Annotated in this window: 9 protein-coding genes; 5 read left to right on the forward strand and 4 right to left on the reverse strand. The window is 56.7% G+C overall.

From position 1 onward, the window contains the following. Positions 1 to 46 precede the first annotated feature (46 nt). Entirely contained in the window at positions 47 to 1555 is a 1509-nt protein-coding gene (locus tag AC1DIH_RS16625) for an alkaline phosphatase D family protein (RefSeq protein WP_477772629.1), read from the forward strand. A gap of 212 nt (positions 1556 to 1767) precedes the next feature. Here the strand turns inward: AC1DIH_RS16625 and AC1DIH_RS16630 are convergent, their stop codons facing one another. The 3 genes from AC1DIH_RS16630 to AC1DIH_RS16640 form a co-directional block, all read right to left on the reverse strand. Continuing rightward, positions 1768 to 2133 carry an endonuclease domain-containing protein gene (locus AC1DIH_RS16630; protein ID WP_427530021.1) on the reverse strand — a complete coding sequence of 122 codons (366 nt, stop codon included), beginning with the start codon at positions 2131 to 2133 and terminating at the stop codon, positions 1768 to 1770. A 231-nt stretch (positions 2134 to 2364) separates the two neighbouring features. Then, complete coding sequence (locus tag AC1DIH_RS16635; protein ID WP_477772503.1) at positions 2365 to 4896, reverse strand: PepSY domain-containing protein; 2532 nt, start codon at positions 4894 to 4896, stop codon at positions 2365 to 2367. 145 nt (positions 4897 to 5041) lie between these two features. After that, on the reverse strand, positions 5042 to 7366 hold the full coding sequence (locus AC1DIH_RS16640; protein WP_477772504.1) for a TonB-dependent receptor: 2325 nt from the start codon (positions 7364 to 7366) through the stop codon (positions 5042 to 5044). A gap of 206 nt (positions 7367 to 7572) precedes the next feature. On the opposite strand from AC1DIH_RS16640, the gene AC1DIH_RS16645 reads away from it, so the two are divergent. From AC1DIH_RS16645 to AC1DIH_RS16660, 4 genes are all read left to right on the forward strand, one after another. Beyond that, positions 7573 to 8253, forward strand: coding sequence for a Fe2+-dependent dioxygenase (locus tag AC1DIH_RS16645; protein ID WP_054594043.1), 681 nt, complete (start codon positions 7573 to 7575; stop codon positions 8251 to 8253). A gap of 2 nt (positions 8254 to 8255) precedes the next feature. Further along, a complete protein-coding gene (locus tag AC1DIH_RS16650; protein ID WP_477772505.1) occupies positions 8256 to 9011 on the forward strand; it encodes a tetratricopeptide repeat protein in 756 nt (251 codons plus the stop codon). Positions 9012 to 9393: 382 nt separating this feature from the next. Next, positions 9394 to 11610 (forward strand): alpha-xenorhabdolysin family binary toxin subunit A, encoded by a 2217-nt coding sequence (locus tag AC1DIH_RS16655; RefSeq protein ID WP_477772506.1) that lies wholly within the window; start codon positions 9394 to 9396, stop codon positions 11608 to 11610. Positions 11611 to 11659: 49 nt separating this feature from the next. Continuing rightward, positions 11660 to 12538: a hypothetical protein gene (locus AC1DIH_RS16660; RefSeq protein ID WP_477772507.1), complete on the forward strand. Its 879-nt coding sequence runs from the start codon at positions 11660 to 11662 to the stop codon at positions 12536 to 12538. Between the two features lie 43 nt (positions 12539 to 12581). Here AC1DIH_RS16660 and AC1DIH_RS16665 read toward each other — a convergent pair whose 3' ends face one another. Then, the gene (locus tag AC1DIH_RS16665; RefSeq protein WP_477772508.1) at positions 12582 to 13745 is read right to left on the reverse strand and encodes a type III PLP-dependent enzyme; all 1164 of its coding nucleotides are present in this window, start codon (positions 13743 to 13745) and stop codon (positions 12582 to 12584) included. Between the last annotated feature and the right edge of the window lie 131 nt (positions 13746 to 13876).

A 13876-nucleotide genomic window follows, 5' to 3' on the forward strand; every position in this document is an offset into this window, starting at 1 on the left:
GCTTGCTCGCGAAGACGGTTTAACATTCAACAAAGATACTGACGTGATGCAGGCTGTCGGCGCCGGTTTGTTGTTACCTGGTCTGGCTCCGGCAGTGATCGCTTCGGTCAAGGATCGCCCACAGCTCACCGATGGCGTGCAGTCCGGCGACCTGCTGGGCGATCGGGCGATGATCTGGAGCCGCAGCGACCGCCCGGCGCGGATGGTCGTGGAATGGGACACTCGCAGCCTGTTCAGCAATCCTCGGCGTTTCGTCTCACCGTTGGCCGATGCCCGCACCGACTTCACGGCCCGGGTCGAGCTGACCGGGTTGCCCGCCGATCAGGCGATCTTCTATCGTGTGTACTTCGAAGACGCCCAAAGCGGTGTGGCCAGCGAACCGTGGTTCGGTCACCTGCGCAGCGTGCCGCAGACCCGTCGCGACATCCGTTTTGTCTGGAGCGGCGACACTGTCGGTCAGGGCTTCGGGATCAACCCGGATATCGGCGGCATGCGCATTTACGAAGCGATGCGCTTGCGTCTGCCGGACTTCTTTATCCACAGCGGCGACACCATCTACGCCGACGGCCCGGTGCCGGCGCAACTGACCACCGAAAACGGTCGGGTGTGGCGCAATATCACCAGCGAAGCCAAGAGCAAAGTCGCGGAAACCCTCGACGAATATCGCGGCAACTACCGCTACAACCTGATGGACGAAAACGTTCGTCGCTTCAACGCCGAGGTGCCGCAGATCTGGCAGTGGGACGACCACGAAGTGGTGAACAACTGGTCGCCGGGCAAGCAGCTCGATGAGCGCTACCAAAGCAAAGATATCCACAGCCTGGTCGGCCGTGCGCGGCAAGCCTGGCTCGAATACGCGCCGATGCGCTTGCAGGCCGCCGACAACGGCGGACGGATCTATCGCAAGCTCGGTTACGGGCCGCAGCTGGATGTGTTCGTGCTGGACATGCGCAGTTATCGCGGGGCCAATGACGACAACCTCGGCGGCGAAAAAGCCTTCCTCGGACGCGAGCAACTGGAGTGGCTCAAGCGTGAATTGAAAAACTCCGGCGCGCAGTGGAAAGTCATCGCCGCCGACATGCCGATTGGCCTCGGCGTGCCCGATGGCGAAGTCAGCCCCGGCGTGCCGCGCTGGGAAGCCGTGGCCAACGGTGATCCAGGCCCGGCCCAGGGCCGCGAGCTGGAGATCGCTGAGTTGTTGGGTTTCTTGCGGGCGCAGCAGGTGCGCAATTACGTCTGGCTGACGGCCGATGTGCATTACTGCGCCGCCCACCATTACCACCCGGATCGCGCGGCATTTCAGGACTTCGAACCGTTCTGGGAGTTTGTCGCAGGTCCCTTGAATGCCGGCAGCTTCGGCCCCAATCCGCTGGATAAAACCTTCGGCCCCGAAGTGGTGTTCGAGAAAGCCCCGCCGGCGCAGAACACCTCGCCGTTTGCCGGGTTTCAGTTTTTCGGCGAGGTGAATATCGATGGTCAGACCGCCGAAATGAGCGTGATCCTGCGGGATCTGGATGGGGTGGCGGTGTTTGAGCAGCGGTTGCAGCCGGTTTGAATGTGTGAATCTTCAAAAACCACCCCTCACCCCAGCCCTCTCCCCGAGGGGGAGAGGGGGGAAAGTGTAGTGGTCTAAGGGAGCTAATCTTCTTTGTTTTCAAACCTGAGTTCGACTCGGTATTTCAGGTCGATGGACAGCGCAAGACACCTCGGTCAGTCCCCTCGCCCCTTGGGAGAGGCCTAGGGTGAGGGGACGATTTCAGATCAGGATCACGGCATACGATCCGCCGCCACCCCGAGAATCTGCTCCAGAACATCACTCATCTGCTCAATGACCTCCAGGTTGCTGAACCGCACAACCTCAATCCCTTGCTGCTGAAGGTAAAGCGTTCGGCGCCGATCATGGATTCTGGCAGCCGTTTCATAATGCTGACCGCCATCAAGTTCAATGGCCAGTTTCAGCTCGACACAATAGAAATCCAGAATGTACGGAGGGCAGGGAAATTGGCGTCGAAATTTCAGGTTGGCGAGCTGCCGGCTGCGGAGCTTTTGCCAGAGCAGGTGTTCGCAGTCGGTCTGGTTGACGCGAAGTGTGCGGGCGAATTGGCGTTGGTCGAGGGTAGGGCGGTTGGGCATGCTTCACGTCCGTGTGAAGGGAATGGAGGTTTAACTGTAGTCGGGTTTTGTACTGCGGCTTTAGAACCACCCCTCACCCCAACCCTCTCCCCAGGGGGGAGAGGGGGAAAGGGAGCTAATCTTCTTCGTTTTCAAACCTGAGTTCGACTCGGTATTTCAGGTCGATGGACAGCGCAAGACATCTCGGTCAGTCCCCTCGCCCCCTGGGGAGAGGGTTAGGGTGAGGGGGCTTCAGTAGACGTCGCGGCGATAGCGCCCCTGCTCGATCAACCGCTCGACTTCATCAACACCGAGCACGTCGTTGAGTACCTGATCCACCCCTGTCGCCATCCCTTGCAGGCTGCCGCAGATGTAGATCGATGCACCGTCCGCCAGCCATTTCTTCAGTTCGACGGCGCGTTGACGCAGGCGATCCTGAACATAGATCTTTTCGGCCTGATCCCGTGAAAATGCCAGGTCCAGTCGCTCCAGATCACCTTCGATCAACCATCCCTCGAGCTCATCGCGACAGAGGAAATCATGTTCGCGATTGCGTTCGCCGAACAGCAGCCAGTTGCGCGTCTGGCCATCGGCAATTCGTGCCTTGAGCAAGCTGCGCAGGCCAGCCAGCCCGGTGCCGTTGCCCAGCAGAATCATCGGCACGGGCGTGGCCGGTAGATGAAAACCGCTGTTGCGCCGTACTCGCAGGCTGATGGCAGAACCCAATGGCGCGTATTCGGTCAGCCAGCCGGAGCCGATGCCCAGACGTCCATCCGCATGACATTCCTGACGCACCAGCAGTTCGAGCACGCCGTCGGCGGCAATCGAGGCGATCGAGTATTCGCGCATGGCCAATGGCACCAGCGCGTCGACCAGCGCCTGAGCGTGCAAGCCGACCAGGTGCACGCGGTTCTCCGGCAACTGACGGCTGGCCAGGGCTTGTTCAAGGGTTTTGTGCAAACCATCGAGTTGCACTCGCGTATTACCGGCGATGCCCAGCCCTTCAAGGAACTGTTCAATCGCTCCCCGGCAGTTGCGCGGCAGCACTTCAACCAGGTCGCCGGCCAGCCAACTGCTGTTGTCGGGCGCCGTCAGGCCCAGCAGGTAAACATCGGCGCCGCTGCTGTCAGGGTTGAGCAGTTCGCGCTTGCTCAAGGTCCAGTTGTTGTAGCTCGGGGCTTTCCAGGTATCGACCGGTGGCTGCCCGGTCAGTTGACCGAGTTGCTGCTGCCAATGGCGCAGGGCGTACGGGTCGCCGCTGTCGACTTCCACGGGGGCAAACAACGTGGTGCCACCGTGTTCCGAAAGCCAGCTGTGCAAGCGTTTGGCGAAGCCGCAGAAGTGTTGATACTGCCGATCACCGAGGCCAAGCACGGCGTAGTTCAGGCTCGAAAGGCTCAGCGCCCGACCCAGCACCTTGCGCTCGAAACCACGAGCGCTGTCCGGTGCTTCGCCGTCGCCAAAGGTGCTGACCACGAACAGCGCATGGCTCGACTCACGCAGGTCCTGCTCGCTGACAGCCGCCAGCGATTGCACTTTTACCGGCAACCCGGCGGCCTGCAATTGGCTGGCGGTCTGCCAGGCCAACTGTTCGGCAAAACCGCTCTGGCTGGCAAAGCCGATCAGCCATGCCGGTACATCGCTGGCGGTTTGCTCCAGATCTTTACGGGCGTTTTTGATCTGGCGTTTTTTGCGCCGACGGTCCAGGTACAACAACCAACCGGTGATGAAGAACAGCGGCATGGTCAACGAAGCCAGGGTCAGCACAATTCGCCCGACCAGACCGAAGTAACTGCCGACATGCAGCGCGTAAATACTGGTCAACAGTTGGGCCTTGAAGCTCTTGTCGCCGTAGCGATCGTGACGGCTGATAACACCGGTGGCCGGGTCGAGCGTGATCTGGTTCAGCGCCCGGTCATGGGGGGAATTCTTCAACAGATAGAACACGGTCGCTGGTTGTCCGGCCACCGGAGGCATGCGCACGTTATACGCGCTCAGGCCCGGCCCGGCGGCGCTGTAGATGCTGCTCCAGATCGCGTTGTAATCGGCGGTCGGCAGAGGGCCGGCCGGTGGCGGGGTACCACGATTTGGTCTGATGCGCTCGTTTTGCGGTGTGTCGGACAGCAGTTTGCTCAGGCCCTTGTTGTACCACTCATAGGACCAGGACAGCCCGGTCAGCGCGGCCAACAAATACGCCAGCAAGCACCAGGTGCCCGCGACCGAGTGCAGGTCCCAGTTGAAGCTGCGACCTTTTTTTGCCCAGTCGAGGGTCAGCCAGGCGCGCCAGCTCGCCACCTGACGCGGCCAGCGCAAGTAGAGCCCGGACAGGCAGAAGAAAATCAGGATCAGTGTGCAGGCACCGGTAATTTGCCGGCCGGTGTCGCCCATCGCCAGGAAACGGTGCAGTTGCAGCATCAGGCCAAAAAAGTCCTGGCCGACGGCATCGCCCATGTAGTCGCCGGTGTACGGGTCGACGTAGCGCATCTGGCCACGGCGCTCGCCCGGCGGCGGGGTGAAGAACACGCGCGCCGCAAAGCCACTTTCGGTTTCGACCCAAAGCATCGCGACTTTCTTGCCTTCAGTGGCTTCGACCTTGGCCACCAGATCGGCCGGCGGCAGTACGCCGGCCACCTGCTTCTCGACCTGCAGGACCTGTGGGTTCAGTGCCCGCAGGATTTCATCCTGAAATGACACTGCCGCACCGGTAATGCCCATCAAGGCCAGTACCAGACCCGCGCTGATGCCGAAGAACCAGTGCAGCTGGAACAGGGTTTTCTTCAACACGTCGACCGCCTTGTTCGTCTAAAACTGTTTGTTCAATAAGAAACGTCACGGCGCGCATTATGCCGTGAGTTGTCGAGAAACATTCTTTTTTACACGCAAAAGCCCCGCTCATCGTGATGGCGGGGCTTGGCGACTTGGTTCTTTATCAGAAGTGGAAATTGGTGCTCAGCAATGCCGTACGCCCCGGCGCCTGATTGGCGAAGTGGGTGGCGAAGGCTTTGTCGTAGTAGGTCACGTCGGTCAGGTTTTGCAGGTTCAGTTGCAGGTCGACGTTTTTGGTCAACTTGTAGCTGGCCATCGCGTCGTAACGAACGTAGGAGTTGACCATGGTGGTGTTGGCCACGCTACCGAATACGTCATCGACGTAGAACGCGCCGCCGCCCAGGGTCAGCTTCGGCGTGACGTTGTAGGTCGACCACAGGCTGGCGCTGTTTTTCGGGGTGTTAGGCAATTGGTTGCCGTCGGTGGCGTGGTTCAGCGGGCCGCCATCGACTTGCTCGCTGTCCATGTAGGCGTAGCCGGCGAAGACCTGCCATTTGTCGGTGATCTTGCCGTTGGCCGACAGCTCGATCCCTTGAACCCGGGTTTTGCCGGCGTTTGCGTAGGAAGTGGTATCAACCTGAACGCGAGCGTTCTCTTTCTCGGTACGGAACAGGGCGGCGGTCAACGACAGACGATCGTTGAGCAGGTCCCACTTGGTGCCGACTTCGTAGTTCTTGGTGGTTTCCGGCTCCATGTCGCTGCTCAGCAGATTGCCGTTGCGATCCTTGGTGCCCGACAGCGGGTTGCCGTCCATACCTTCGCCCAGGGTGTTACCCGGAGGTGTGGCGGAGGTGGCATAAGAGGCGTAGATGCTGCCGTTTTCAGCCGGTTTGTAAACGACGCCCAACTGACCGGTGACGAACTCGCTGGTGTCAGCGCCTTTGGCAGTGGTGGCACCTGCCGCGGTGAAGGTCTTGTACTTAGTGTCGAAGTGGTCGTAGCGCAGGCCCATGTTCACCAGCCATTGCGGCGACAGTTCCAGCGTGTCGAACACGTACAGGGCACGTGTGTTGGCGGTGGTGTCGGTGCCTGCGTAGTTACGCGAAATAGCGCCGTTCCACGGATCGTTCGGGTTCGGGTTGGCCAGCGAGGTGCAGTTGTAGCCGCTGGACGCGCCGATCATCGACGGCGTGCAGTTGCTGCTCGATGTCGCGGGCGATCCCGGGGTGGTATCGGTGTTCACGTTGTACGAGGATTTTTCACCTTCTTCACGGGTGAACTCGACACCGGTGGAGAAGCTGTTCTTGAAGCCGGCGATGTAGAAGTTGCCAAACAGATCGGTCTGGTTGGTGGTGGTCGCCACGTTGCTGACACGAGTGTTGGCACGACGCCAGACGCTGCCGTTGTTCACGTTGCCTTTGCTGTCGTCCGGCTGGGTCAGGATGTAATCCTGCATGCTGGTGCCGTGGCGCAGGGTGTTCTTGATGGTCAGCGCGTCGCTCAGGTCGTGCTCGATGGCGAAGGTCGCGGTATCGGTACGGGTCTTGCGGAAGTCGCGGTCGGTCAAGCCATAGAAATTGCTGCTGTCACCGCCCGCGTAAGGCTTGTCCGGGCTGCTCTTGGTGCGATCAGCGGTCTTGCCCGAAGCGGGCACGGTGTACGGAATACCCGAGTCCGGCAGGTCATTGCTTTGCAGATGGTAGTAGTCGAGGTTGACGCGGGTGTCCGTGCCCAGGCCGAAGGCCAGCGACGGTGCGATGCCCCAACGGTCGTAGTCGACCTTGTCACGACCAGCGACGTTGCTTTCGTGGCTCAACAGGTTCAGGCGGCCAGCGGCGGTATCGCTGAACTGGTAGTTGCTGTCCAGGGTGTAGCGCTGGGTCTGGTCCGAGCCCCAGGTGAAGCCGCCATTGAACGAGTCGCCCAGGTGCGCCTTTTTGCTCACCAGGTTGATGCTGCCGCCCGCTGCGCCACGCCCGCCAATCGCGGAGTTCGGGCCCTTGCTGACTTCGATCGACTCAACGGCGAAGATTTCACGGCTTTGGGAACCGGTGTCACGCACGCCATCCAGGTAGGTATCGCCCTGAGCGTCGAAACCACGGATGAACGGGCGGTCACCCTGCGGGTTGCCGCCTTCACCAGCACCGAAGGTGATGCCCGGGACGGTGCGTAGCGCATCCTGCATGTTGAGGGCGCCAGTGTCCTTGAGGACCTGCTGTGGAATCACGGTCACCGAACGCGGGGTATCAATCAGCGGCGCGGTGTACTTGGGCGAAGAGGCTTTTTCGACCTGGTAGGAGGTGGAGTCCTGGGCTTCACCGGTGACACTGGTGGCCTCGAGGGCAATTGCATTGCGCGGCGCTTTTTCGTCGGTCTTTTCTGCCGCGTAAGCCATGTGCGCTGCAGAGCTGGCAGTGATCGCCACGCCAATTGCAGAGGCGAGTAAACGCGGTGAGCTGACCGGTGATTGTGGTAGTTGGCGTGACATTGTGAATTCCCCTCCCCAGGGTTTGAGGCGGCGGAATATAGGGTAAATACGTATTTGTATCAATTGAGATATATTGCTATTTGCGCTGAATTTACATTCTTTACAGTTTTCCCTTACGGGTTTTGCGGACTCATCCGTCAGCGCGATTTTACATTGCCAATAAGAATCAATACCATTGGCATCCCTTTGCCCTCAGGTATCGCCCCATGCTGCTGCATATTCCCGGCTTGTTCTCCCGCGAAGAGGTGCAGCGCATTCGCGAGGCTCTGGAGCAGGCTGATTGGGCGGATGGCAAGATCACCGCAGGCTTTCAGTCAGCCAAGGCCAAGCACAATCTGCAACTGCCGGAAGGTCACCCGCTGGCGCAGGAAATTGGTGCAGCGATGCTTGAACGGTTGTGGAAACATCCGCGATTCATGTCAGCGGCGTTACCGCACAAAGTCTTTCCACCACTGCTCAACTGCTACACGGCGGGGGGGAGCTTCGACTTTCATATCGACAACGCTGTGCGCCAGCCCAAGGGCAGCATCGAGCGCGTTCGTACCGACCTGTCGTCGACGTTGTTTTTCAGCGACCCGGACGAATACGACGGCGGTGAGCTGGAAATCCAGGACACCTTTGGCACCCAGCGAGTGAAATTGCCGGCCGGAGACCTGGTGCTCTATCCGGGCACCAGCCTGCACAAGGTCAACGCCGTTACTCGCGGCACACGTTATGCCTCATTCTTCTGGACCCAAAGCCTGGTTCGCGAAGACAGCCAGCGTGCCTTGCTGTTCGAGATGGACGAGGCGATCCAGCAACTGACCCGCGACATGCCGGATCACCCGTCACTGATTCGCCTGACCGGCACCTATCACAACCTGCTGCGTCGCTGGGTCGAGGTGTAACCGTGAGCTACCGACTGCGCCGTGAGGAAGTCCTCGACGGCGATCAGCTCAGCGCGATGCTCGCCGAAAGCCCGGCCCGTGCCTCCCAGGCAATCCTGATCGCTGCAAAGGCCGGGATCCTCGACGGCCAGGCCTTGCTCGGCCAGATCCTGCTCGAAGGGCAGGGTATCGCCAAGGACCAGGCGCTGGCTTTGCGCTGGTTCGAGATTGCCGCCAACGGCGGGCATTTGATGGCGCGCAACATGCTCGGTCGCTGTCATGAACATGGCTGGGGCTGTAATGCCGACGCTACGGTCGCTGCGGGGCATTATCGCTGCGCCGCCGACGCCGGACTGGACTGGGCGATGTACAACTACGCCAACCTGCTGGCCACCGGGCGCGGAGTGATCGAGGATCAGTCGCAAGCTCTGGCGTTGTATCGCTGCGCCGCCGAGTTGGGCCACGCCAAATCCATGAACCTGCTGGGCCGCTATCTGGAAGAGGGACGCCAATGCACGGCGGATCCATTGGCGGCTCGGGAGTGGTATCGACGCTCGGCCGAAGGCGGGGATTTTCGCGGGCAGTTCAGTTATGCCGCGGTGCTGGCCGATGAAGGGCATGTCGATGATGCGCTGGGCTGGTTGCGCAAGGCGTTGGCCGGGGGGAACGTGAATTTCTTGCGGGTGGGCAGTGAGTCATTGCAGGGCGCACATCATCCGCAAATCCGTGGGATGGCTGATGCCTATCGGCTGCGGCTTTCTCAGCTGGTCACGTTGTAACGGTCTGTTGTTACCGTTAATGATCTCGATAGCGAAGTTTCGCTTTCTTCAGACTATTACTCGATAGTAAGTATTACCTGAACAGGTTTTATGCATTCGTCAGGGGTGCGTAATGTTTGGGGCTGAAACCGTAGTTGTAGTAGTTTGATTTTGAGGCAAGGCAATTCTGTTTTGGAGGTATTTTTAAAAAAAACATTGGCCTGGTTAAGTGGGTGTTGTGCTGCCTGTCTTGATTTTTAATATTTAAAGTCTTGTGAGTGTTCGTCACAGCACATTAATGTTTGTTTTCACGGTGCCTGTAACTGAGCGGGATGAAACGGCTCATCAGTGTCGTGAATGAACTGGGTATATATTAAAATCCGAAGAAGACAAGGAGTCTCTGATGGAATTCAAGATGGATAGCAAGGTGGTCGAAGCCGCTGCAAAAGCGCCTCAGGTATTTGTGAACGCATCGCTTGGCGAGGGCGAGGAATATAATCGGGCCCCCGGAATGCAGTTGACCAAAGAGCAGATTATCAGCCTAAGGAAGTATGAAACCTTAGGGCTGTCTCTTCCCGTTCGGCTACAGGATGTTATTGCGTATTTAAATTATGGCGCGGGTGATGAGGGCCGCGTGGGACTGACGGCCAAGGATTTTTTACGCACATTCACCATGACGTATGACCATGCCAAGCGCTGGTCGCCATTGCGCGAGCAAATAATGCTGACGGGTACCGACCTTAAAATTTTCGCCGGTAGCATTATCAGGATTGGTAAAGCAATTGTAGAGGTTTATGAAGACCTCAGGTCATCGAAATACCTGGAAGAACACAATATCAATACGCCGGAGGAGTATCAGAAACTGAAACTCAAGATCCCGAATCTTCCCGATCTTGGCTTGCCTTCGGGAGATGTTCCGGATATCAAGCACTACCTCAATGACATGCTGACAAAGGTCAAACACTGTCATGAGAAGGCCGAGCATGTCAGGGAACAGTTGGATAGTTTTGGCACCGACATGCGCGAGAAGGTACTCCCGGAAATAAAGCTGCGACTGGAATTTATCTCGAAAAATACGTATCAGGCAGAGATTCAGGGTCTGCAAAAGCAAATCGACCAACGCTCGGCAGGCATCGACGAACTCAATAAACAATACGATCAACTGGTTCAGGAAGCGATCAAGGCAGCAGCGACTCTCAATATTGGCGGGTTGATTCTTGGCATCTATCAGGGGGTCAAGGCTGAAAATATACGCAGTGAACGTAATAAGCTGAAGGAGTTGCAACGCGCCGATAATCAAAAGATGGCCAGCAAAAACCAGACACTGAGCTCCTTGAATAAAGTGCGTGATGATCTTCAAAACCTGAGCTACGTTGCGATCGAAGCTGAACTAGCGACTCAAAATCTTATGCTGGTGTGGAATGCGCTGAGTACCTATATCGCTGCTTCTATCAAAGAGGTCGATAAACTGGAAGAGGCGACTTCGCTGAGGCGGTTTACAAAACAGATAGTCGGTATTATTGATCCTTGGGAACAAATACAAGTAGGTTCGGATCAATTGCTTGGCGTGTTCGCAGAGGCGGAAAAGGAATACAACAATAATCGTCAGTTTTTTTGGAGTGAGATAATTACGAGTTCATTATTTAATGGTTCGGATTATTCGGCGTTCAATATGGCGGAGTTGCGAAGCCATAATGCCTCGGTGCAAGGAACGAACACCACTGCACAAATGCTTGTCGAACAATTCAATTACTTGCCTGGCACCGTCGGAGCAATGAATGATCTGGCGGTCGCTATCAATAAGACACTGTTCGGTCTGCGTAACCAGGCTCAGACAACCAGTATCTACTTGGAGCGTGCGCAGAAGAAGCTGAAAGGCTATCAGGCAGAGCTTGACTACCCGGACGATGTAGACGAGGTTCGTGAGGACATGGAGGGCGAACTCAAGAATGTATTCAATAAAATGTCCGCACACACTGAGGATTTAAAAAATATCCATAAGAGTATTAGCAACCCGTTTGACAGGGGGGCCTCGGAAAAATGGGTTGTGACGCTGAAGCAGGATCGGGCATTCGTTGAAGAGCTAAAAATAAATTCCGAAGAAAAATTAGCTGAACTGAATGAACAGATGAAGTCCGTGTCCGAAGCGATTGACGTGGTCGGGAAAGCCGGAGTCGAAAAAATCGGTGAAGAGGCGCAGTTATCGCTGGATAATTTGAAAGCACTGGGGTTGGCGCCACCGCAAATTCAAGTCGCTTTGTTGGCTATTGATACGCTTAAGAAATTGATCTCTGGTATTGGGGAAGCCATTTCTTATCTCAACATGCTGGCGGCGTACAACAGGCTCAAGGAGAGAGCGGGTGACTTGAGGGTGCAGTTGCAAAAACACACCAAAGATATCGCCCAGGTTGATGGGAAGATTGAATTGGTCATGACACTGGACAAGCTGGACGATGAGCGCTGGGAATACGTGAGTGAATTTTCGAATCTGGTCTCCGACATTGAACAGTTCTCTCGCGAATTTAAGCAGGATAAGTCACTGCCCGTCGAGGCGCGAACGGATACCGCGATTACCCGGATCGCCGGCGTCATTCAATACTTGAAAACCATTCAGCAGTAATAGGGAGAGAGGGCGGTGGGTCGCACGCCCACCCCCTCCAAGATAGAATATGAATATACTTGCCTATGAGTTCACTGCGGCGCAGCGGCGCGTGTTAGATCGTTACACCCGTTTCCTTGGGACCCTGCACCCGACATTCGACAGTATACCGGTTGTGTTTGAGCGCCGTAGCAGAAGCGGCCATCAACTTGCGGTTCTGGCCAAGGATTCGCGTTTGAACAATGCTCAGTTTAATGAGCGATATCTGCAAGAGTGTTGGGAGCGTACTGAAGTAACCAGGCTTCTATGCAGCGCATATGTCGAAGACCTGGCAACATTCTCCCGCGAATCGTTAGAAATAACCAAGCAGTTCTCCAGGAACGAACCCATTGCCCAAGTGGATTTCAGGTTGTACGGTTTATCCAGATCTCCGACCTGGATGTTATTTCCACCAAGGAATGTACAGGACCTGGTTCACGAATTGGCGCTTCGGTTTTATGATCTAAGAGCTGCGATGCGACAATTGAAATATACCATCGAGGAGATGTATCACGAGTCATTTGGACTGAAAGCAGTATTCACGAGTGCAATGGACCATCGATCGTGTAATTGCCACTCACAACCGACTGTGGCGGAGGAGTTGTTTTTCGAGGTGGGCACTGCACCTGTCTGGGACATCCCTTACTCTTCCAGGGACGCTTCGATCAGGGCGGCAGAATATAAAAGTGATATTGTGGCGTTATTTAGCGGGTTCGTTTCCGTAAACTCGCAGATGGGCCTGTTCATCGAGGAGGTCTATCAGCGTATAGACGGCGTAATCAACGAGCTCTTGAGAGCAAAGAGTGCGTACAAACTCGGGGAGTTGAATTTCAAATTGGGCGCAGCTATGGCGGGTGCTAATGAATGTGTGGCGATGATTGACCATGTAGAAGCATGGCTGCGGAAATAAAAAAGGTCCATGGTTACATGGACCTTTTATTTCAAGAGATCGCTTATACGTAGAACGACTTCAACGGCGGGAAGCCATTGAACTCAACAGCGCTGTAGCTGGTGGTATACGCGCCGGTGGACAGCCAGTACAGGCGGTCACCGATGGCCAGGTTCAGTGGCAGGCCATACTTGTAGTTCTCGTACATAATGTCGGCGCTGTCGCAGGTCGGGCCGGCGATGACCACTTCTTCCATCTCGCCTTTCTTCTCGGTCCAGATCGGGAACTTGATGGCTTCGTCCATGGTTTCGATCAGGCCGGAGAACTTGCCCACATCGGTGTACACCCAACGCTCGACGGCGGTGCGGGATTTACGCGCGACCAACACCACTTCGCTGACCAGGATGCCGGCGTTGGCGATCAGCGAACGGCCTGGCTCGAGAATGATTTCCGGCAGGTCGTCACCGAAGTCTTCCTTGAGGAAACGGATGATTTCTTCGGCGTAGGTTTCCAGGCTGTTGGTGCGGGTGATGTAGTTGGCCGGGAAGCCGCCGCCCATGTTGATCAGCTTGAGGTTAATGCCGTCTTCTTCTTTCAGACGTTCGAAGATCACTTTGACCTTGGCRATCGCTGCGTCCCAGACGCTGATGTCGCGCTGCTGCGAGCCGACATGGAAGGAGATACCGTAAGGCACCAGGCCCAGGTCGCGAGCGAGGATCAGCAGGTCCATGGCCATGTCGGTCTGGCAGCCGAATTTGCGCGACAAAGGCCAGTCGGCAGTGGTCGAGCCTTCGGTCAGGATGCGCACATAGACTTTCGAGCCCGGTGCCGCCTTGGCGATGTTGCGCAGGTCGGCTTCGGAGTCGGTGGCATACAGACGCACGCCCTTCTCGAAGAAGTAGCGAATGTCCTTGGATTTCTTGATGGTGTTGCCGTAGCTGATGCGGTCCGGGGTTACGCCGCGGCCCAGCACTTTGTCCAGCTCGTAGATCGAGGCGATATCGAAGCTCGAACCTTTCTCTTTCAGCAGGTCGATGATCTCGACGGCCGGGTTAGCCTTGACCGCGTAGTAAACCTTGGCAAATTCGAAACCGGCACGCAGGTCGTCATAGGCCTGGGCAATCATCGCAGTATCAATGACCACGAACGGGGTTTCTTGCTTGTCAGCGAAGGCCTTCATTTTCTGAAAGGTTTCGCGCGCAAAATAGTCTTCGACGTTGATCGACATGCTGGGAACTCCTACTGGCAAACTGAAATTATCAATGGGTGCAAATGAACGTCCTCCGTATCCCCACTTTGGTTCGCCTACTTCCCAAGGCATGTCGCCGAAAGCAAAAAGGCCATGGGAAATGCAGATTC

It is taken from the genome of Pseudomonas sp. 05N36 (assembly GCF_056397385.1).